The following is a 19,837-nucleotide window of genomic DNA, read 5'->3' as shown; positions in this document are numbered from 1 at the left end:
CGTTAATCCTTCATACGGCGCAACCATAAGCTCCGCCAATAAAACAGGAGATTGCAGATGAACATGCGGCTATGGCAGGGGTTGATATTGCTGGGTATGCTGGTTGCACAACCAGTCCGGGCGGTGGAAACGCTGTTTCTGGGGATACAGGACTACAATCGCAGCCCCATCATCGTGGCGGAAGAATTCCATGGGCTGACCAGCTACCTCTCCCGGGTACTGAAACGCCCGGTCAAAGTCGAGACGGTGCGCGATACCGACAAATATCTGGCGGAAGCCAAGCAAAAAAAATTCGCCTTCATGTTTGCGCCGCCTTCGATGATCATGCAAGCCAACAAGCTCGCGGGTTATGAGCCGGTCGCCAAGATTCCGGGGCAGATCTCTGCCGGTTTCATGGCGCTGTCGTCCAGCGGCATTGCCTTTCCGGAAGACATGAAAGGCAAGCGTATCGGTTTTACCGACGAAGATTCCATGGTCACTCAGTTGGCTCTGGCGGACCTGCGCAGCAAGCATATTGATCCGGCCAAATATTTCAAGAGTGTGGCTTATTACCATGACGTCGATGGAATTGCGACCGCCTTCAAGTACAAGCTGATCGACGTTGGCGTGGCCAATACCGGGGTATTGACCTTGTGGAACAACAACGGCATGGATCTTAACCTCATCATGCAGAGCAAGGGGGTACCGCACCTCACTTTCGCCGTGCGCGGAGACCTGCCGGGCGATATCAAGAAAGCAGTTGCGCAGGCGCTGATAGGTGCTGACAAGGACAAGGAGGCACAAAGTTACTTCAGGAATACCGGCTTCTCCAGTTTCGAGCCGGCCAGCCTGGCTGATTACAAGGGCATGGTGAAGCTGTTGAACATCCGCTGAATTGCGCTGGACGCGCCAGGCAATAGCCCCACGTTACTTGTTGTTCACCGTTTTCAAGGTTCAATCGGGTGTATGCAGCGTGGCATAATGACAGGGTTTGCTTAACTCCTGCCGATCATGTCCAACTTGTGCAATTCTTCTTCCTGGCGTGCCCAACTGATCGGCGTTCACGGCGCCGCGCGCGACTGGCTTACCGATCAGGGGTCGCTTACGCGACGCATCATCGGGCATTGCCCGCAGTTCAGTGTGCGTCATGTCAGTCAGCGATCCGGCCGGGCGGCTCTGGACGAAGCTGTAATGTCCGGTCTGAGTGCGAAACCCACCGCATTGCTGCGCGAAGTCTTTCTGTATTGTCACGAAACTCCGGTGGTATTCGCCCATAGCGTACTGCCACACAGCAGCCTGCGCGGCGCATGGACGAAACTCGGCAAGCTGGGCAACCGGCCGCTGGGTGCAGCACTGTTCGCTAACCCCTGCGTGCGTCGTGTAGCGCTTGAATTCAAACGGCTTGACCCGCGACATCCATTGTATCGACGGGCCTGCGCACGGTTCGATCGGCGGCCGCCGTATCTATGGGCGCGGCGCTCATTGTTCAAGTTGCAGGGTCGACGCATTCTGGTCACCGAGGTTTTTTTACCCACGCTTCTGGAGCTGGCATGACGCTCGCACAACGCTTGAGTCTGTATGAAAAATTGATGCGCCTGGATAAGCCGATCGGCATTCTGCTGCTGCTGTGGCCGACCCTGTGGGGACTGTGGTTTGCTTCTGCGGGGCATCCGCAATGGATGGTAGTGTGGATTTTCGTGCTGGGTACGGTACTGATGCGCTCAGCGGGTTGCGTCATCAATGACTATGCAGACCGCGATTTCGACGCCCATGTGGCGCGCACCAAGGATCGCCCGCTGGCGGCTGGGAGAGTGAGCGGCAAGGAAGCCCTGCTGCTGGCTGCGGCCCTGTCCGCACTGGCTTTTTTACTGATCCTGCCGCTCAACCGGCTGGTGATGATGTTGTCCGTGCCGGCGCTGTTTCTGGCCGCCAGCTATCCCTACACCAAGCGTTTTCTTGCCATTCCGCAAGCCTATCTTGGCGTCGCTTTCGGCTTTGGCATTCCCATGGCCTATGCGGCGCAGCTCGGCAGCGTGCCGACGGATGCCTGGCTGTTGCTGATAGCGAATATCTTCTGGGCGATTGCCTACGACACCGAGTACGCCATGGTGGATCGTGATGACGACATAAAAATCGGTATCAGGACTTCTGCGCTGACGTTTGGGCGTTTCGATGTGGCGGCGGTGATGCTGTGCTATGCCGCGACTTTGCTATTGCTTGCCTATGTGGGCTGGCGCCAGGGCAGGGGACTCTGGTTCGATGCGGGATTAGGTGTGGCGGCATCAATTGCCGTTTACCATTACACCCTGATCCGGGGCCGCGACCGCGCACGCTGCTTCAAGGCTTTTTTGCACAACAACTGGCTGGGTGCAGCGGTGTTCGCCGGGCTGGTGCTGGACTACTGGTTACGTTAATCAGTGAGAGCTGGGCGCGCAATCCACCCGCTTGAGTTGGGTGTCTGCATAAGTCTGCTGAAGTTGTGTCAACTTTGCCTGTTCGGCAGCATCCAGGTCACGCAAGGTAAATAGGCTGGGAGTTTTACCACGTGTCTCGATGCTCACCGTCTGTACGCCTTTCTTGTGCAGTTCGGCCACGCGCGCTTCGGCAATTGACTGCTTGGCATATAACCCGAGTGAAATTGCGTTTTGCCACGGACCGGCCGGACGCACCACAGCAAGGTCGCGCACCCCCAGATTAGTCAGCTCCGTGAGCTTGTTATCCGCTGCGGCTTTGGATGCCAGCGGTGGGTAATACACCCAGTAGGGGCCGCCGGGTGTACCCAGTGACTGACGGCTGAGACGCTCACCCAGCTTGAGCTGATCCAGCGCGGCGATGACGTCGTCATATTGCGCCGGGGCTACCGGCCCCCAGGTCATGCAAATTTTATCGTTGGCATCGGGCTTGGGTGCAGAAGTCTGAGCGGGCTGAGGCGCAGGCAAGGGTGCATTGACGGGCGAAATTTTCGGAGATGGCGTGGCACGCGGTTCGCCAACCAGCGCGATACGCTCAGGGTGTAGTGAAGAATGCGCGCGATGCGCCGAGCTCATGTCGCCACCCCATTGCAGCATGGCGAAAACGACCAGATTGGCAAGCAACAGCAATAAAAAAAGCAATCTCACAAACACTCCCCGGATGCGATGATACGCAATCCTTCCAGTACCAGATTTTCCACCAGCCGCAGTGGTTGCGACAGGTGGATGGCGAGGTGCGCCCCATTTCCTCCGCTGAGTACCAATTCTGGCATATCCCCGCTCTGTCGTGCCAGTTGCTCACGCAACAATGCCACCGCACCGGTAATCGCCAGGATGCGGCCGCTCTCCAGCGCATCCGCAGTGTTGTCCGGCCACGCACTGAATTGGCCCGGGTCGTTGGCCAGCCCTGCGGTCCCTTGCTGCAGCATGCTGCCCATCATGTGGTAGCCGGGCAGAATGACGCCACCCAGAAAATTGCCCAGATGCAGCGCATCGACGGTGATCGCCGTACCGGCATTCACCACCAGCCCGGAGCGAACGCCGAGGTGATGTGCGCCGATCAACGCAGCCCAGCGGTCTGCACCCAGTTGTCCGGGACTGGCGTAAGCATTGTGTACGCCACACTGGCTGGCTTGCGCATGGACCTGTTGCAGCACGACGGCATAACGTCGTAAACAGTGTTCGATCTGGCCCTGCAATTGGGCACCGGCCACATTGCTGAGCACGATTTTTTGAGGGGTAACCAGCTTGTCCAGTGTCTGCTCGAATTTGTCGATTTCATGATGCGCGTATTGGCCTTGGGAGAGCCAGGCTTGCCCATCATGCAGGCCCCATTTAATGCGGGTATTGCCCGCGTCGATCGCCAGTATCATGAAAGACAGCGCGTCAGGTGGACTTCACCACCGTTGAGCGTCAACTGCTGGCCGCTGGTGGTTTGCAGTAATAGTGCGCCATCCGCAGACACGCCGATGGCTGTACCAAGCTGGTCGTTGCCATTGGCAAGTAATACGCGCACCGGTTTGTCCTGGTAGGCGTGTGCTGCGAGCCATTCTGTACGTAGTCGAGTGAGCCCGGATTGCTCAAAATCCTGCATGACGTCGTCCAGGTGAATCAGGAGTGCCGCCAGCAACAGGTTGCGATCAATTTGGGTGCCGCATATTTCGCTCAAGTCGGTCACGGACTGATCGATTTCGGCACGTACCGCCCCCGATAACTGCAAATTGATGCCGATGCCGATGACTGCGAACGAGGGACCCATCACGTCGCCCTGTACTTCGATCAGAATCCCGCCCAGTTTGCGATAGTGCCAGAGCAGGTCGTTCGGCCATTTGAGTTGCACCGTATCCGCGCCGAATTGGCGCAAGGTGCGTAACAGCGCTACGCCTACTGCCAGACTCAAGCCGGAAAGGGCAGCAACACCTGCATCAAAACGCCACAGTACCGAGCAGGCGAGACTGCCGCCAAGCACAGTTTGCCAGACACGTCCGCGCCGTCCACGTCCGGCCAACTGCATTTCGGCCACCAGACAGCTGCGGTGCGGTGCGCCATTTGCGGCTGCATGCATCAGTTTGGTATTGGTTGAGTCGAGGTACTCAACCACTTGTATATTAAAACGCTTTGCATGAGTCTCCAGCGCATGTTCGATCGCGGCGGCGTCGAGCCAGCCGGGCGCATTCGGCAGGCGATAGCCGCGCCCGCGTACCTTGTTGAGCACGATGCCCTGATCCTGTGCGGCCTGGAGTGCATTCCACACGCTGGCGCGCGACACACCAAAGCGTTGGGCGAGTACTTCCCCGGAGTGAAATTCACCGTCGGACAAAACGTGCAGCAGCGGGAGCAATAATGGATTCAAAGCAGAAAGCCGGATTGGATTGCCGCCGATTTTAACATGTCGGCTCAGTCCTCCAGCAGCGCGCTGGGCAAGCCGTCGATGCTTGTCTGATTCTTTGCGCGCCAGTATTCGAGAATTCCATCCGGGCCTTTTTTCTCTACCCAGCGCGCCAGCGTCTCACGCTCACCCGTATAAATATATTGCGGGACTGCATAGCCGCAGGATGTTTGCACCGAGTCGATATCCAGTTCGATGATCTGGCGTTCTCCCGGCAATGCCGGAAAATGAGAGCGCAACAGTGACCAGCAGGCATCGCGTGGCTGTACTGCACGGCCTTGTCCATACAGTCGCAGAATCAATGGATCGGCGTCGAAGCTGCAAAACATCAACGTCATGCGCCCGTTTTCCAGTACATGCGCGGCAGTTTCGTTTCCGCTGCCGGTGAGATCAAGATAGGCCACCCGGTTTGGACCAAGTATGCGCAGGCTGTCCATGCCTTTGGGAGAAAGATTGATGCGTCCGGCGACCGGTGCCGTGGCCGTAAAAAAGATATGCTGACGGCGTATGAAATGCAGATGTTGTTCAGTGATCGCCGGATAAAACTTAGCCATGAATGTTCCCTGTTCTCTCTTGTGAGCTTTTAAACATAACCTAACTTTTCGTGTGCTGTGCCTGAAGAATATGAGCCAGCGTCATCAGGTCGCGTGGATCCAGATCGGAAATCATCCAGTACACCATGCCCGCTTCATGCCAGTGAATCAGATGATAGCCCTGGATCGACAGGCTACGGACAGGCGTTTGACGTTGGCTGGCGGCGGGCCAGATGTATACGTTGATCAGGTGCAGGCGATGGCGGTATATCAGTGCCGCAACCGAACGGTGATCAAGATAATCGAGCCGGCCGCCAATCAGCGGAAAGCCCTGGTCAGCCAAATCCATGACCGTGGGCGAGAAATCGAGCTTGCCGTCGAACCATGGCTTGACCGTGTGCTGATCGGAAGAAGCGACGTCGGCAATATGATTGACCATCAGCGAACGCACATGGCTGGATAGCACTTCTTCGGCAAGCAACTCGCTGGGTGAAGGTGTGGCCAGATAAAGCCCCGCGCTCCATACCAGCACGACCAGCGAAGCCAGCAAGCTGCCGGCGCTAAACCAGTTCCATGATCCCCAGCGCCATGAGTGCCGTTTCGCTGGTACGTCAGCTTCTTCATATTCCGGTAACGCCGCGTTGATGCGGCTACCCAGATCGGCCGGAGCCTGATAATAAGTCACGCGCTGTTTGACTGCATCACGCAGTGCCGACTGGCTGACAAAGGCGTTATGGCAGGCTGCACAGATTTGCAGGTGCTGATCGATTTCGCTGGATTCGGACAAGCCAAGTTCCTGATCCAGATGTGCGGGGAGTAACTCAAGAGTTCGTTTGCAATTCATCACGTGACTCCTTAATTCATTCGCTCAAGGCAGGCTTGCAGTAATCTGCGGCCGCGAGCCAGTCGTGACATGACCGTACCGATGGGAATGCCGGCGATATGGGAGATTTCCTTGTAGGACAAATCCTCCAGTTCTCTCAGTACCAATACTTCACGAAACTCCACGGGCAGTTGCTCCAAGGCCTGATCCAGCAAGCGTTTGTCATCGTTGCGTGCCAGTATGGCGGCAGGATTGTTGTCCTGCTGATCGCATAAGGTGGCCGAACCTGCCTGGTTGAGATCGTGGAAATCCTCATCGAGAAACGCGTTCTGTACATGATTGCGATTCTGCTGCAACCAGGTGTAGGCGGTATTCCTGACGATGGCAAGCAGCCATGCACGCGCATCCTGACCATGAAAACCATCAAAGAACCGGAAGGCGCGCAGATAGGCCTCCTGCACAATGTCTTGCGCGTCCTGGTCGCTGTGAGTCAGCCAGCGTGCCAGGTTGTATGCGGCGTTCAGATGCGGCAAAGCCACTTCTCTGAAGCGCAGGGTTTTCATCGCATCTGTCACCGTCATCCCATCAAGTGGTTATACCGATTAGCGCGCCATTGTATTCCAGCACCCCTGTTAAATCCATTTGGTAGCCAGCGCGTTCATTGCCGGCAAGAACTATTTTTATCGCAAGGGAATAAGTTGACGGAGTGAACGGTATTACACGTTGCAGGTGTTCGATCTCGATAACGACATAGGAGGAAGTAATGGAAAAGTCCCTGGATAGACGCGAATTCCTGAAATTGAGCGGGATGGCCGGCGTGGTATTTGTTTCCAGTCTGGCTGGTTGTTCCAGCATGGCTGAACATGGTGATGGAAAGGAGTTTTATTTCGTGCAGCTTTCGGATACGCATTGGGGTTTCAAGGGGCCGAAAGTCAACCCGGACGCCGAAGGCACCTTGAAAAAGGCGGTCGCCGCAGTGAATGATCTGTCGCAACAGCCGGATTTTATCGTATTCACCGGCGACTTGACCCACACCACCGACGACCCGCAGGAGCGCAGAAAGCGTCTGGCGGAATTCCGCGCAATCGTGAGCGAACTCAAGGTAAAAAACGTGCACTTCATGCCGGGTGAACATGATGCCTCGCTGGATCATGGCGAGGCTTATCAGGAATTTTTTGGCAAAACCCATTACACCTTCGATCACAAAGGCGTGCATTTCATCGTGCTGGACAATGTCTCCGACCCGACGGCGAGTATCGGCGAGGCGCAGTTGCAGTGGCTCGCCGCAGATTTGAATACTCAGCCCAAAGACGCAAAAATCGTGGTCTTCACTCATCGCCCGCTGTTCGATCTTTATCCACAGTGGGACTGGGCTACCCGTGATGGTGACAAGGCGATCGCGCTGCTGATGCCGCACCCCAACGTCACCGTGTTCTACGGACATATCCACCAGGAAAACCACCACATGACCGGGCATATCGCACACCATTCGGTAAAGTCGCTGATCTTTCCGCTGCCGGCACCCGGTTCGCAACCTAAGCGCACTCCGCTGCCGTGGGATGCGGCCCAGCCATATAAAGGGCTGGGCTATCGCGACGTCGAGGCGGATGTGCAGACAGCCCAATACCGCATTACAGAACTGCCTGTGGTGAAAGGATAAGGCATGAGACTCAAGTCACGCGGAATCAAGCGCATCGTTTTAGCCGCTGTTCTCGGTGCCGGCCTGGTGAGTGCCGGCGATTATGCGAGCGTGCAAACGGAAGATCCGGTCATCAAAATCGTCGCAAAGAAATTCGATTACACGCCGAATGAAATCAAGCTGAAAAAAGGCGTGCCGGTGGTGCTGGAGTTCACAACGCTGGATGTTTTCATGGGTTTCAAGGTGCCTGATCTGGGCGTTCGTGCTGACATTATTCCTGGCAAGGTTTCGCGTTTGCGACTGGTGCCTGACAAGGTGGGAACTTTCCCGTTTGTGTGCGATGTTTTTTGCGGCAGCGGTCACGAGGACATGACGGGCACCATTGTCGTAACTGAATGACTCTCATCATTTAAACAGAGAGAAGCGCAGTTTGAATGCGGGAGATAATTTTCCCGCATTCTTCTTTATCTGCGGAAACGTCAGGGTTTGATGTAATCGAAGCCATGCTGTTGCAGCTGCATAATACGGACGATCCCGCCCGGTACGATAGCTGATGCATCGACCAGTTTGGGTCGATGCCCGAGTGCCTTCGTCATGCCGGTGATGGTTACATTGCAGGCATCGAATTCCGCACCTTGCGCATCCAGCGCCTTGATGCGCTCGGCTACCGGGCTGTCGGCGAACAACATTTTCAGCCCCGGGCCATAGGCTACCATCACGATTTGCACATCGTCCGGCCCGAAATAGGCCATCAGGTTCGTGATGTTATTGAGTGTAAGCCCCCACAGCTGCGGGTTGTCTTCGCTTACCTGCAGCACAACGTGGGCCTTGGCAAAAGGATGGGGATGCAGGAATTCCGGTGTCTCGAACTTGTAGGACTGCAGCATCGAAGTTTCGGCCCAGGCCGGGCTGACGCCCCCTCCGAGACAAACCATCAGCGCTGCGATCATTGATACGGTACGTGTTCTCTCCATCATGTTGCTCTCCTGATTGATATTAAGGTTGTGCGGAGCAGGCGTCGCACCGGATGAATTTGTCCTGCAGTTGCCGGACCATCGCACCGGTTTCGTACCCGCTTCCATGCTTGCTCCGATCATGTGACCGGTAAATGCAATACCAGGCCAGCCCGGTATTTATTCCCATCGTTCAGGCAGTGGCGTCATGCTGAGATGCGTTAAACTTGGCAATCAAAAATTACAGCGTAGCGCTTTCAGCATAAGGAACCATGGCCTATAAACGCAAAGCCCGTATCCTGTTTCTCGGTGGCCTGCATCCGGTACCGCCCAATCTGGCGGCGCATTATGCCAATCGCCAGGGCGCCGACTGGATGGAAGCGCGTGCGGCGGTATTGCCCGGCGTGACCGGTGATGTGCCCGTGCTGGGTGACGATGCGCTGGAATGGGCGGATTTGCTGGTCACGCTGGATGCCGCTGCGCTGGCAGCCTGCCCGCCGCTGCGCCCCGGTCTCCAGCATCGCCATTACCCGTTCGAACCACTACCCGGCGTGGCTGATAAATCCGCCTGGACAGTTTTGGCGGGCCGTATTCGCGAACGCGTGGAAGGCATGGCCGGGGGGATGCAAATGATGCAGCGCGCCAGTTCGGGTAATGACGGTTTATAATCCAGCCAACATTGAACAATAACCAACGGAGATCGACATGGCCGAAACCGCCATTACCAACAACGACGCCGAACACGCCCAGCTGACCCACTTTCTGACCCAGCAATACTTGTGCGAATCGCTTACTGTGGCCGAGGTGAATACCCTGCTCAATTACCTGACCGTGCTGCACTTCAGCACGGATGCGATAATTTCGGATGTGGGCGACGTCGGCGACGAGTTGTATTTCGTGGTCAAGGGTGAAGTGGCCCTGGTGATTCCGGATGGCAGCATCGAATATGAAGTGGTGCGCTCAGGCGCGGGTGAAATGCTCGGCATGATGTCGTTTTTCGACAAGCGCGCCCGCTCGGTCAGACTGGTTGCCAAGGCCGCGGATACGCAGGTGCTGAAGTTGCCGCGCGCCATGTACAAACGCATGAAAGTCGAACATCCCTATATCGCGATCAATATCGTCGAGCAGGCGGTGCTCAGCATGGATCATCTGTTCCGCGCTGTCAGCAGCGATCATGCGCAATTCTCGCATTACCTGTACGGCCCGGGTGTCAAAGCTTCGGCAGACTAAGTGCTGGCAGGGTTATCCAGATGGGGTGTTTAGCTGAATAATGTGTCGGGCCTGATCATTGGGCGTCATGATAATGTCGCAATACAAGTTGTTTCCCCTTGCTTACTTGTTAACAGCAGAAGCTATCGATCAATCAGTTTCCCTGATTTGGGAGTGGTCCGTAGAAATAGGTTGGAGCGCATTTTGCAGTACCGAGTGGGCTTGAGCTTTAACATGCGCAACTTTCTTGGATATCACTCGACTCCAATCGGGATGTACCAAGTCTGGAGGCTCGGGCAGGAGGCCGAGAAAATCCCTGTACTTGAGGGTCTCAGTACGTGTGGCGACGCCTGCGTGAGCAACAAGACTTCGTAACAACTTGGCTTCTGTCCTTGGATCTAGAGAGTCCCCAGTGTATTTTGGATAGGCTTGCTCGTCGGCGGTCTCAGGATACGACAATTCGATGATCTGGAAGAAAAGAAGGATGCTGAGACAGGAATCAGTCGAATCCACAGCCATCGCCCAAAGCCTGAGCTGGAGGGCGAGGCGAGGCGTCCATTGCTGGGGGCGGGTTCCGGGAGGAATGTCGCCGAGTACCCGAATCACAAGATTTAATTGAATGGTGCCTATGGCTGGATACGCCACTGCGCGTAGCCGCATAGTAGTCAAAAAGTATATTCTGTCGAGCTCGCGATCAATCAGTTGCTGCGCATTGGGGTCATCTGGCCCTGTAGATTCAACGGTTGCGTAGTAGCCATCTGACTGCAATTTTAGGTCAATGTTTGATGGCAACGCTGCCCTGAATTGATCGTATTCGAGATCAATCCCCTGATCTTCCGAGACTAGATGGTAAACAGTAAGCATGCTGTGCGTTTTAACTTAAAGCCGAGGTCTAAAGGACAGAAAATAATACGTCAATACTTGCGTGTAACGTGGGCTAATTTAAATTAGCCTATCCGGACAGATAGGGAATTTCGCAAGATCAATCCGGCATCACCAAAACAAACTCCAATGGATTTATTTGAAATTTTGACAAGCATTGGCGAGGTGAAGGCGACCCTTATTTTTCATTAGCCCCCGCCGCCAAACCCATTCTGCCGCCAGGCTTCAAACACCGTCACCGCGACCGAATTCGACAAATTCAGGCTGCGGCTTCCTGCCACCATCGGCAGGCGGATGCGTTGCTCGCTGCTGAATTCATCCAATATGTCTCCCGGTAGTCCGCGTGTTTCCGGACCGAATACAAACACGTCCCCCGCTGCGAATTGGCAGGCGCCGATACTGGCCGAGCCTTTGGTGGTGAGCGCAAACATGCGCCGGACATTTAACTGGCTGCGGCACGCCGCCCAGTCTTCATGCACCACAATACTGGCATACTCGTGATAATCCAGCCCGGCGCGGCGCAACTGTTTGTCTTCCAGTTCAAACCCCAGTGGTTTGACCAGATGCAGGGTGCAGCCGGTGTTGGCCGCAAGGCGAATAATATTGCCGGTATTGGGCGGAATTTCGGGCTGATAGAGAACGATGTTGAACATGGCAGGAAAGACCGGGTCTACGGGATATAATCCACTCATAACGACTACACGAGGCTTACGCATGGTACCGCATTTAACGACTGCCCTCACCGGACCGCTACTGGACATGGAGCGGATGATTCTGGGCGCCACCCCGCAGATTGAACGCTGGTTTCGCAATCAGTGGCAGGAGCACGCCGCACCGTTTTATACCTCGGTGGATCTGCGCAACAGTGGTTTCAAGCTGGCCCCGGTCGATACCAACCTGTACCCGGGCGGATTCAACAATCTTAATTCCGATTTCATTCCGCTGGCGGTGCAGGCGGCAATGAGTGCGGTAGAAAAAATCTGTCCGGACGCGCAGCGCCTGTTGTTGATTCCGGAGAATCACACGCGCAATCTGTTCTATCTGCAAAGCGTGGCGCAATTGGCCAATATTTTGCGGCAAACCGGTATGGAGGTGCGCCTGGGCAGCCTGATCCCCGATCTCGCGGAGCCGCTCAAAGTGGATTTGCCGGATGGCGGATCGCTATTGCTTGAACCGGTCGTGCGTAGTGGCAACCGTGTGGGCGTGGCAGGCTACAACCCATGCGCGATTCTGCTGAACAACGATCTTTCCGGCGGCATCCCGGCGTTGTTGCAAAACCTCGAACAGTCGATGCTGCCACCTTTGCATGCCGGCTGGCATGTGCGCCGCAAGTCGCGCCATTTTGCCGCCTATAACCAGGTGGCGACAGAATTTGCCGAGCTGATCGGGCTTGATCCATGGTTCATCAATCCGTATTTTTCCACTTGCGGGCGCGTTAATTTTCAGGAACGCCAGGGTGAAGAATGCCTGGAAAAGAATGCCACCATCGTGCTGGATAAAATCCGCAAAAAATACGATGAATACAAGATCGACGCCGAGCCTTTTGTGATTGCCAAGGCTGATGCCGGCACCTACGGCATGGGCATCATGACGGTCAAGGATCCGTCCCAGGTGCGTGAGCTGAACCGCAAGCAGCGCAACAAGATGGCGGTGGGCAAGGAAGGCCAGCAAATCTCCGAGGTCATCATCCAGGAAGGCGTGCATACCTTCGAGAGCATCAATGATGCGGTGGCGGAACCGGTGGTCTATATGATTGACCATTTCGTCGTCGGCGGTTTCTACCGCGTGCATACCGGACGCGGACCGGATGAAAACCTGAATGCACCGGGGATGCACTTCGTGCCGTTGGCGTTCGCCACCCCATGCTGCACGCCCAACCAGTTGGCAAATCCGGATTCCACACCCAACCGCTTCTATACTTATGGCGTCGTGGCGCGGCTGGCGATGCTGGCGGCATCCATGGAACTGGAACAAACCGACCCGGAAAATCAATGAACCTTGCCTTCATACTCGATCCGTTAAGCACGCTCAAGGCTTACAAGGACAGTTCGGTGGCCATGCTGCGTGAGGCGGCAGGACGCGGCCACGCGCTGTTTGCGCTGCGCCAGGCGGATATTATCCTGCGCGACAATCAGGTCATTGGTTACGCCAAACCGTTGTGCGTTACGGCCGACAACGCCAACTGGTTTGAGTTGGGAGCCGCCGAGGCGATGCCATTGAGCCACTTCGATGCGGTGGTGATGCGCAAGGACCCGCCGTTCGATACCGAATACCTGTACACCACGCACTTGCTGGAGCTGGCGCAAAATCAAGGTGCACGGGTATTCAACCGGCCTAATACCCTGCGCGATTTCAATGAGAAGCTCGCCATCGCGCGCTTCCCGCAATTTACTGTACCCACGCTGGTAACGCGGCGTGCCTCTCATATCAAGGAATTCCTGACGGAGCATGGCGACGTGATTCTCAAGCCGCTGGATGGCATGGGCGGAGCAGGGATTTTCCGGGTGCGTGGCGGTGACGCGAATCTCAATGTCATCGTGGAAACACTGACCCAGCTGGAAACCCGCACGGTGATGGCGCAACGATATATCCCGGAAATTACCCAGGGCGACAAGCGCATCCTGCTGATCGACGGCGAGGTGGTGCCGTTCGCGCTGGCGCGGATTCCCGCCGAAGGAGAAACGCGCGGCAACCTGGCTGCGGGCGGGCGCGGTGTCGCTCAGCCCCTGTCCGAACGCGACCGCGAAATTGCGCAGATCATTGCGCCGGCGGTGCGCGATCTGGGATTGTTCCTGGTCGGGCTGGACGTGATCGGCGACTATCTTACCGAAATCAACGTCACCAGCCCCACCGGGTTTCAGGAAATCACCCGGCAGACCGGTTTTAACGTGGCCGGGATGTTCATCGACGCACTGGAGCGGCGATGCGCTTGATCGGCGTTATGGCGCTATTTCTGCTGGCTTTGGCAGGTTGTGCCAAACCGCCCCTTTACACCCAGGAAAGCTACGTATTCGGTACCCGCGTGGAGGTGAGCATTTACGGCGAGCCGGAAGCCAAGGCGCGTCGTGTCACTGCGCAAGTATTGCGTGATTTCGACGAGATGCACCACAGCCTGCATGCCTGGGAGCCGGGCACGCTGGAGCGCATGAATGGCATCTTCGAGCTGAGTCCGAGTCAGGCCGCGATTGCGCCCGGCATGATCCCGATTATTCGCGACGCCACGCGTTATTCGGAACAATCGCAAGGCTTGTTCAACCCGGCCATCGGCAACCTGATCCGCTTGTGGGGGTTTCAGTCCGATACTTTCAAGGCGAAATTGCCCGACCCGGCAAAAATTGCCGAACTGGTGCGCGCCAATCCGCAAATGCGCGACATCGTGATTGACGGCATCATGTTTCATAGCACGAATCCCGCTGTGCGGCTGGATCTGGGCGGCTACGCCAAGGGCTATGCACTGGACGTGGCTGCACGCTACCTGCGCAGCCAGGGGGTAAAAAACGCGCTGATCAATATTGGCGGCAATATCCTGGCGCTGGGGCAGCACGGTGACCGGCCGTGGCGCGTGGGCATCCAGAATCCGCGCGGCCCCGGCCCTATTGCCACGCTGGAGTTGCGCGACGGTGAAGCCATCGGCACTTCGGGCGACTATCAGCGCTACTTCGAAGTGGGCGGCAAGCGCTATTGCCACATCATCGATCCGCGCACTGGCTGGCCCGCGCAAGGGGTACGCGCGGTCACCGTCCTGATTCCGCCGTCAGACCATGCCGGTACCTTGTCGGATGTCGCCAGCAAGCCCATTTTCATTTCGGGTAGTGCTGGCTGGCGTGCCGCAGCGCAACGCATGGGGGTGGCCGATGTGATGTTTATCGACGGGCAAGGGCATGTCGAACTCACCGGCGGCATGAAACAACGTCTGCATTTCGAAACGGGATCTTAGCTCCGCAGATTCTGCACACCAGCTTTGCCGTTCAGGCAACCGTTTTCAATTCATTTTCGGATGGACGAATCCACCTCACCCACAGAATTCGATCCAGCGGGAACGGGATGCTACACGCCTGCATCTAATGGGCAATAGTGAATTTTTCCAGGGGGTACCATGAAAGCTTTGGACACGGAGCTGAGTGGCTTTTCGGCTTTGCACGATTTGACTGACGTCGAGTTGGTGACGCGTGCACTGCAGGGCGATCCACACGCTTTCGAACGCATCATGCGACGTAATAACCGGCTGCTATTCCGCACCGCGCGCAGCATTTTGAAAAATGACGTTGAGACTGAAGATGCCCTGCAAACCGCCTATATGAGCGCCTGGCGTGCACTGGGTAGTTTTCATGCGGATGCAAAGCTGTCCACCTGGCTGGTACGTATTGTGGTGAACGAGAGTCTGGGACGGCTGCGCCGACACAGCGCACAGATTATCCCGCTCGATAGCGCGCTGGATGTGGATGCAGCGAATACGGAGGCGTCGATGGAACAGAACCCCGATGAGCAACCCGAGCGCATGGCCATGCGGGCACAAGTGCGGCAATTGATAGAAGCCGGGATCGACGGCCTGCCCGATGTGTTTCGCACTGTGTTCATGCTGCGTGCAGTGGAGGAGTTGAGCGTGGAAGAAGTCGCTGCCGCATTGGATATTCCCGAAGCTACGGTGCGGAGCCGGTTTTTTCGCGCGCGCGGTTTGCTGCGCGAGCGTTTGTCGCGCGACATCGATACGTCGATGGCTGACGCTTTTTCTTTTGCCGGGGCACGCTGCGACAGGATAGTCGCGCATGTGCTGGCAGATATTTCCGGGCAGGTACCACCCGCCCATAACAGTAACTGACTTTGGAGACCACCATGTCATTCTTTCTTATGCCTGCACCCGTCGCATCGCGCCGCCAATTTCTTGCCCATTCTGGCCTGGTACTTTCGGGGGCTGCCGTAGCCTTACTGGCGGGTAAAGATGCGCTTGCCGCCACGTCTGGGCACGCCCGCAGCGGCGATGTGGTAATTCTCAATACGGCGCTCAGCGCCGAGCTGGAAGCCATTGCCGCGTATCAGCTGGGCGCCGAGAGCAATTTATTGCAAAAACCCGTGCTGGAACTGGCTTTGACATTTCAAGGGCACCACAAGCAGCACGCCGAGGTGCTCGCCAGCACGATTAAAAAGCTCGGCGGCAAACCGGCGTTGGCGAAAGAAAAATACAATTTCCCGGTGGCTCAGCTCAAGTCGCAAACCGATGTGCTCAAGTTTGCCGCCCAGCTCGAGCAAGGGGCTGTCAGCGCTTATCTCGGCGCGGTGCCGCTGTTTGGCAACCGCGATCTGGCCAAGGCCGCCGCCAGCATCCTGGGCGATGAGGCCATGCACTGGGCAGTGCTGCGTCAGGCGCTGGGCGAGAGCCCGGTCGTGCCGTCTGCCTTTATGGCATGAAGCTGCGGCAATGCATATTGATTGGTGCGCTCGCCCTGAGCGTCGCCGCGCCCGCCGGTGCGGCCGCTGATGCGCGCCGTGGCAAGCAGATTTATAACCGCTGCCTCGCCTGCCATGCGCTGGCGTACGACCGTGTTGGGCCCAGACACTGCGGGCTATTTGGCCGTCGGGCGGCTAGTGTCTCTGGATTCGGTTATTCGGCGGCAATGCGGCACTCGAAGATTGTCTGGAATGCCCGCACGCTCGATCAGTTTTTGACCGATCCGAAAAAAATGGTGCCTGGCACGACGATGACCTACGACGGGGTGCGGGATCGGACAGAACGTGCTGACCTGATTGCCTATCTCAAACAGGCAGGCCAGTCTGCCGAGTGCCGGCGCTAGTTCACATTCGTCGAGAGCACCGGGCGTGGCAGCGATTCATTTGCTGCGCCAAAGCAGTGATGTTTCAGATCGAGCTGCGCATCATGCGGCGCAATCACGTCGATGCTAATCTCTCCGGCCATGCTTCCCTGCGGTAGAATACCCGCTTCGGTTTACTGAAGTGGATTCACCATGATTGGCATACTTATCGTCGCCCACGGTAGCCTGGGCGAAAGTCTGATTCAATGCGCCACCCACGTTATGGGTGAGCGCCCGCCTTATCTCACACCGTTGAACGTGATGGATTGCCCGGACATCATGGCGATGACGGCGAAAGCCCAGCAGATGATTGACGAGCTTGACCAGGGCGACGGCGTATTGATGCTATCGGATATTTACGGCGCCACGCCGTGCAATACTGCCTGCCGCCTGCTTTACCCTGGACGGGTGGAAGGCATCGCCGGGGTCAACCTGCCCATGCTGATCCGCGCACTGACTTATCGCCATGAACCGCTCGACAAGCTGGTAATCAAGGCGCTCTCCGGTGGCCACGAAGGCATCCTGCATATTTCACCGGAGTTGTGCGATGCTGCAACAGGACGTTGAAATCATCAATAAGCTCGGGCTGCATGCGCGCGCATCAGCCAAGCTCACGCAGACCGCCGGACAGTTCCAGAGCGCAATCTGGCTGACCCGCAATAACCGCCGGGTCAACGCCAAAAGCATCATGGGCGTCATGATGCTGGCGGCAGCCAAAGGCAGCACCATCAACCTGGAAACCGAAGGCGAGGATGAATCGGCGGCCATGGACGCCCTGCTGGCTTTGATCAACGACAAGTTCGGAGAAGGCGAGTGAGCGCCACGCTGCACGGCATCGGCGTGTCCAGCGGGATCGCCATTGGACCTGCGCGGCTGGCCTCGCATACCCGTATTGAAGTTGCGCATTATGTGCTGCAAAAGGCGCACATTGCGGAGGAATTGGAGCGCTTCGACGAAGCCGTGCAGACGGTGCGCGCCGAGATGAGTGCCTTGCATGGCCAGATCCCCGCCAATGCGCCGGCCGAGTTGCCGGCATTCCTCGACATGCATTTAATGATTTTGAATGACTCGATGCTGTCCCAGGCACCGAAGCAACTCATTGAAACTCAACAGTGCAACGCGGAGTGGGCGCTCACCCAGCAGATGGAGCAACTGGTAGCGCAGTTCGAAGAAATTGACGATCCCTATCTGCGCGAACGCAAGACTGACGTGGTCCAGGTCGTTGAACGTGTGATCAAGGAATTGCTCGGGCATCCCGGACATCTGCCGCTGGCCGAAGATGAGCGCCATGACGGCATCCTGGTCGCACACGACCTGTCTCCGGCCGACATGATCGGATTCAAGCGCCAGCAGTTTGCGGCCTTCATTACCGACGTGGGCGGCGCCACTTCCCATACTGCCATTCTCGCTCGTAGCCTGAATATCCCCTCGGTGATGGCGCTGCACAACGGACGCAGCCTGATCCGTGAAAATGAAATCATCATCGTGGATGGTGACAATGGTGTGGTGATTCTCGACCCGGATGAAACGGTGCTGGAAGAGTACCGGCTGCGCCAGAACGAATGGAAGATCGAACACCAGAAGCTCAAGCGCCTGAAAGGCAACCGTGCTGCCACGCTGGACGGTGTGGTGGTCGAGCTGCATGGCAACATCGAATTGCCACAGGACGTAGAGGCGGTACTGGAATCAGGCGCCACCGGCATTGGTCTGTTCCGCAGTGAATTCCTGTTCATGAATCGTGCAGACCTGCCCAGCGAGGATGAGCAGTTCGAAGCATATCGTGAAGTGGCGCAGGCGATGAATGGATTGCCGGTAACGATCCGTACCCTTGATCTGGGCGCAGACAAGCCACTGGCCGGACTTACCACCCACACCCTCAATCCGGCGCTGGGTTTGCGCGCAATTCGATTGTGCCTGGCTGAACCGATCCTGTTCCGTACCCAATTGCGCGCTATTTTGCGGGCTTCGAAATTCGGGCAGGTACGTATCCTGATTCCGATGTTGTCCAATCTGCCGGAGTTGCGTCAGACCCAGTATGCGATTGAGGCTGCCAAAGCCAGTCTGGCTGCTGATGGGGTCTATTTCGATCCAGCCATCAAAGTGGGCGGGATGATAGAAATCCCTGCCGCCGCACTGGCTGCGCAGACGTTTGCCGAGCGTATGGATTTTCTGTCGATAGGCACCAACGATTTGATCCAGTACACGCTGGCGATTGATCGTGCCGACGACAGCGTATCGCACTTGTACGATCCACTGCATCCTGCCGTGCTGCAGCTGATCGCGATGACCATCCGTGCCGGTGAAAAAGCCGGCAAGCCGGTATCGGTGTGCGGCGAAATGGCGGGCGATCCGCTGCTCACACGTTTGTTATTGGGACTGGGATTGCGCAGCTATTCCATGCATCCGGCCAGTCTGCTCTCGGTCAAACAGCGGGTGCTCAAAAGCAATAGCGTGGAGGCCGCGACGCAGGCAAACAAAATCATGCGCGGCCACGAGCCGGACAAGCTGCAAACGTTGCTTACCCGGTTGAACGCCTGATGTATCCGCAATATTGGCAGCAAGCCACCGAGGAATTATCCGCCGCTGATGCCGTATTGAAATCGCTGATTGCCAGTTATCCGCAAATCAGCCTGCGCAGCCGTGGCGATGCGTTTGCCACGCTGGCGCGTTCCATCGCCGGGCAGCAGATTTCTGTAAAAGCTTCCGAAGCGGTGTGGCAGCGTTTACTGGCGTGTGTTGCGGTCACCCCGGAAGTCATCGCCGATACCGCCCCGGAGGTTTTACGGGCATGCGGTTTTTCCCTGCGAAAAGTTGAATATCTGCGCGATCTCGCGGCCAAATTTGTTGACGGCTCATTGCATCCCGGCTTGTGGGATGATATGGACGATGAGGCAGTGATCGTTGAGTTGTGCCGGGTACGCGGGATTGGCCGCTGGACGGCGGAAATGTTTCTGATGTTCTATTTATTGCGGCCGGATGTTTTTCCCCTCGACGACATCGGTCTGCAAAAAGCCATGGCCATGCATTACCAGGGCGGTGAACCATTCAACAAAATCAGCATGCGCGGCCTGGCTGAAACCTGGCGCCCGTGGCGTTCAGTGGCAACCTGGTATATGTGGCGCAGCCTGGATCCGCAGGTCGTCGCTTACTAG

Annotated in this window: 27 protein-coding genes; 17 read left to right on the top strand and 10 right to left on the bottom strand. The window is 56.8% G+C overall.

Annotated elements, in window-relative coordinates; translation table 11 throughout:
* The first annotated feature begins 57 nt into the window (after positions 1–57).
* The 3 genes from ACYCZJ_RS04355 (at position 58) to ubiA (ending at position 2,393) form a co-directional block, all read left to right on the top strand.
* Positions 58–873 (top strand): phosphate/phosphite/phosphonate ABC transporter substrate-binding protein, encoded by an 816-nt coding sequence (locus ACYCZJ_RS04355; protein WP_461552993.1) that lies wholly within the window; start codon positions 58–60, stop codon positions 871–873.
* Positions 874–990: 117 nt separating this feature from the next.
* A complete protein-coding gene (locus ACYCZJ_RS04350) occupies positions 991–1,533 on the top strand; it encodes a chorismate--pyruvate lyase family protein (protein WP_461552992.1) in 543 nt (180 codons plus the stop codon).
* Entirely contained in the window at positions 1,530–2,393 is an 864-nt protein-coding gene (gene ubiA, locus ACYCZJ_RS04345; RefSeq protein WP_461552991.1) for a 4-hydroxybenzoate octaprenyltransferase, read from the top strand. Before ACYCZJ_RS04350 ends, ubiA begins: the two co-directional genes overlap by 4 nt.
* On the opposite strand, the gene ACYCZJ_RS04340 is transcribed toward ubiA, so the two are convergent.
* From ACYCZJ_RS04340 to ACYCZJ_RS04315, 6 genes are read right to left on the bottom strand one after another with little or no spacing between them, the layout of a single operon-like run.
* Complete coding sequence (locus ACYCZJ_RS04340) at positions 2,394–3,098, bottom strand: hypothetical protein (RefSeq protein WP_461552990.1); 705 nt, start codon at positions 3,096–3,098, stop codon at positions 2,394–2,396.
* Positions 3,095–3,823, bottom strand: a complete 729-nt coding sequence (locus tag ACYCZJ_RS04335) for a type III pantothenate kinase (protein WP_461552989.1) — start codon at positions 3,821–3,823, stop codon at positions 3,095–3,097. Before ACYCZJ_RS04335 ends, ACYCZJ_RS04340 begins: the two co-directional genes overlap by 4 nt.
* Positions 3,820–4,803, bottom strand: a complete 984-nt coding sequence (locus tag ACYCZJ_RS04330; RefSeq protein ID WP_461552988.1) for a biotin--[acetyl-CoA-carboxylase] ligase — start codon at positions 4,801–4,803, stop codon at positions 3,820–3,822. The genes ACYCZJ_RS04335 and ACYCZJ_RS04330 overlap by 4 nt, the downstream gene beginning before the upstream one ends.
* Before the next feature lie 44 nt (positions 4,804–4,847).
* A complete protein-coding gene (locus ACYCZJ_RS04325) occupies positions 4,848–5,393 on the bottom strand; it encodes a pyridoxamine 5'-phosphate oxidase family protein (RefSeq protein WP_461552987.1) in 546 nt (181 codons plus the stop codon).
* Positions 5,394–5,433: 40 nt separating this feature from the next.
* Positions 5,434–6,216, bottom strand: a complete 783-nt coding sequence (locus ACYCZJ_RS04320) for an anti-sigma factor family protein (RefSeq protein ID WP_461552986.1) — start codon at positions 6,214–6,216, stop codon at positions 5,434–5,436.
* An 11-nt stretch (positions 6,217–6,227) separates the two neighbouring features.
* On the bottom strand, positions 6,228–6,758 hold the full coding sequence (locus ACYCZJ_RS04315; protein WP_461552985.1) for a sigma-70 family RNA polymerase sigma factor: 531 nt from the start codon (positions 6,756–6,758) through the stop codon (positions 6,228–6,230).
* Between the two features lie 200 nt (positions 6,759–6,958).
* Between ACYCZJ_RS04315 and ACYCZJ_RS04310 the strand changes: the two genes are divergently transcribed.
* Together ACYCZJ_RS04310 and ACYCZJ_RS04305 are read left to right on the top strand one after the other, a co-directional pair.
* Positions 6,959–7,855, top strand: a complete 897-nt coding sequence (locus tag ACYCZJ_RS04310; protein ID WP_461552984.1) for a metallophosphoesterase family protein — start codon at positions 6,959–6,961, stop codon at positions 7,853–7,855.
* A gap of 3 nt (positions 7,856–7,858) precedes the next feature.
* Positions 7,859–8,233, top strand: a complete 375-nt coding sequence (locus tag ACYCZJ_RS04305; RefSeq protein WP_461552983.1) for a cupredoxin domain-containing protein — start codon at positions 7,859–7,861, stop codon at positions 8,231–8,233.
* Between the two features lie 80 nt (positions 8,234–8,313).
* Here the strand turns inward: ACYCZJ_RS04305 and ACYCZJ_RS04300 are convergent, their stop codons facing one another.
* Entirely contained in the window at positions 8,314–8,811 is a 498-nt protein-coding gene (locus ACYCZJ_RS04300) for a DsrE family protein (protein ID WP_461552982.1), read from the bottom strand.
* Between the two features lie 248 nt (positions 8,812–9,059).
* Here ACYCZJ_RS04300 and ACYCZJ_RS04295 point away from each other — a divergent pair, with 248 nt between their 5' ends.
* Positions 9,060–9,455, top strand: coding sequence for a hypothetical protein (locus tag ACYCZJ_RS04295; protein WP_461552981.1), 396 nt, complete (start codon positions 9,060–9,062; stop codon positions 9,453–9,455).
* A gap of 37 nt (positions 9,456–9,492) precedes the next feature.
* Positions 9,493–10,017, top strand: coding sequence for a Crp/Fnr family transcriptional regulator (locus ACYCZJ_RS04290; RefSeq protein ID WP_461552980.1), 525 nt, complete (start codon positions 9,493–9,495; stop codon positions 10,015–10,017).
* A gap of 129 nt (positions 10,018–10,146) precedes the next feature.
* Here the strand turns inward: ACYCZJ_RS04290 and ACYCZJ_RS04285 are convergent, their stop codons facing one another.
* The gene (locus tag ACYCZJ_RS04285) at positions 10,147–10,860 is read right to left on the bottom strand and encodes a hypothetical protein (protein ID WP_461552979.1); all 714 of its coding nucleotides are present in this window, start codon (positions 10,858–10,860) and stop codon (positions 10,147–10,149) included.
* A 206-nt stretch (positions 10,861–11,066) separates the two neighbouring features.
* Positions 11,067–11,531 carry a tRNA (uridine(34)/cytosine(34)/5-carboxymethylaminomethyluridine(34)-2'-O)-methyltransferase TrmL gene (trmL, locus tag ACYCZJ_RS04280; protein WP_461553052.1) on the bottom strand — a complete coding sequence of 155 codons (465 nt, stop codon included), beginning with the start codon at positions 11,529–11,531 and terminating at the stop codon, positions 11,067–11,069.
* Positions 11,532–11,592: 61 nt separating this feature from the next.
* Between trmL and gshA the strand changes: the two genes are divergently transcribed.
* From gshA to ACYCZJ_RS04250, 6 genes are all read left to right on the top strand, one after another.
* The gene (gene gshA, locus ACYCZJ_RS04275; RefSeq protein ID WP_461552978.1) at positions 11,593–12,873 is read left to right on the top strand and encodes a glutamate--cysteine ligase; all 1,281 of its coding nucleotides are present in this window, start codon (positions 11,593–11,595) and stop codon (positions 12,871–12,873) included.
* Positions 12,870–13,811 carry a glutathione synthase gene (gene gshB, locus ACYCZJ_RS04270; RefSeq protein ID WP_461552977.1) on the top strand — a complete coding sequence of 314 codons (942 nt, stop codon included), beginning with the start codon at positions 12,870–12,872 and terminating at the stop codon, positions 13,809–13,811. The genes gshA and gshB overlap by 4 nt, the downstream gene beginning before the upstream one ends.
* Positions 13,802–14,815 carry an FAD:protein FMN transferase gene (locus ACYCZJ_RS04265; protein WP_461552976.1) on the top strand — a complete coding sequence of 338 codons (1,014 nt, stop codon included), beginning with the start codon at positions 13,802–13,804 and terminating at the stop codon, positions 14,813–14,815. Before gshB ends, ACYCZJ_RS04265 begins: the two co-directional genes overlap by 10 nt.
* Positions 14,816–14,974: 159 nt before the next feature.
* Positions 14,975–15,697, top strand: a complete 723-nt coding sequence (locus ACYCZJ_RS04260; RefSeq protein WP_461552975.1) for an RNA polymerase sigma factor — start codon at positions 14,975–14,977, stop codon at positions 15,695–15,697.
* Between the two features lie 14 nt (positions 15,698–15,711).
* Entirely contained in the window at positions 15,712–16,284 is a 573-nt protein-coding gene (locus tag ACYCZJ_RS04255) for a ferritin-like domain-containing protein (RefSeq protein WP_461552974.1), read from the top strand.
* The gene (locus ACYCZJ_RS04250) at positions 16,281–16,667 is read left to right on the top strand and encodes a c-type cytochrome (protein ID WP_461552973.1); all 387 of its coding nucleotides are present in this window, start codon (positions 16,281–16,283) and stop codon (positions 16,665–16,667) included. The genes ACYCZJ_RS04255 and ACYCZJ_RS04250 overlap by 4 nt, the downstream gene beginning before the upstream one ends.
* Here ACYCZJ_RS04250 and ACYCZJ_RS04245 read toward each other — a convergent pair.
* Positions 16,664–16,789: a hypothetical protein gene (locus ACYCZJ_RS04245; RefSeq protein ID WP_461552972.1), complete on the bottom strand. Its 126-nt coding sequence runs from the start codon at positions 16,787–16,789 to the stop codon at positions 16,664–16,666. The two genes, ACYCZJ_RS04250 and ACYCZJ_RS04245, sit on opposite strands and share 4 nt — an antisense overlap.
* 49 nt (positions 16,790–16,838) lie before the next feature.
* Between ACYCZJ_RS04245 and ACYCZJ_RS04240 the strand changes: the two genes are divergently transcribed.
* The 4 genes from ACYCZJ_RS04240 to ACYCZJ_RS04225 are packed head-to-tail and all read left to right on the top strand — an operon-like array spanning position 16,839 to position 19,837.
* Complete coding sequence (locus ACYCZJ_RS04240) at positions 16,839–17,252, top strand: PTS sugar transporter subunit IIA (RefSeq protein ID WP_124706085.1); 414 nt, start codon at positions 16,839–16,841, stop codon at positions 17,250–17,252.
* Entirely contained in the window at positions 17,233–17,502 is a 270-nt protein-coding gene (locus tag ACYCZJ_RS04235) for an HPr family phosphocarrier protein (protein ID WP_461552971.1), read from the top strand. Before ACYCZJ_RS04240 ends, ACYCZJ_RS04235 begins: the two co-directional genes overlap by 20 nt.
* Positions 17,499–19,223, top strand: coding sequence for a phosphoenolpyruvate--protein phosphotransferase (ptsP, locus tag ACYCZJ_RS04230; RefSeq protein WP_461552970.1), 1,725 nt, complete (start codon positions 17,499–17,501; stop codon positions 19,221–19,223). The genes ACYCZJ_RS04235 and ptsP overlap by 4 nt, the downstream gene beginning before the upstream one ends.
* Positions 19,223–19,837, top strand: coding sequence for a DNA-3-methyladenine glycosylase family protein (locus ACYCZJ_RS04225; RefSeq protein WP_461552969.1), 615 nt, complete (start codon positions 19,223–19,225; stop codon positions 19,835–19,837). Before ptsP ends, ACYCZJ_RS04225 begins: the two co-directional genes overlap by 1 nt.

The organism is Sulfuriferula sp. (assembly GCF_054605375.1).
The sequence above is the reverse complement of the archived record's forward strand: the minus strand, read 5'-3'. Positions and strand labels throughout refer to the sequence as shown.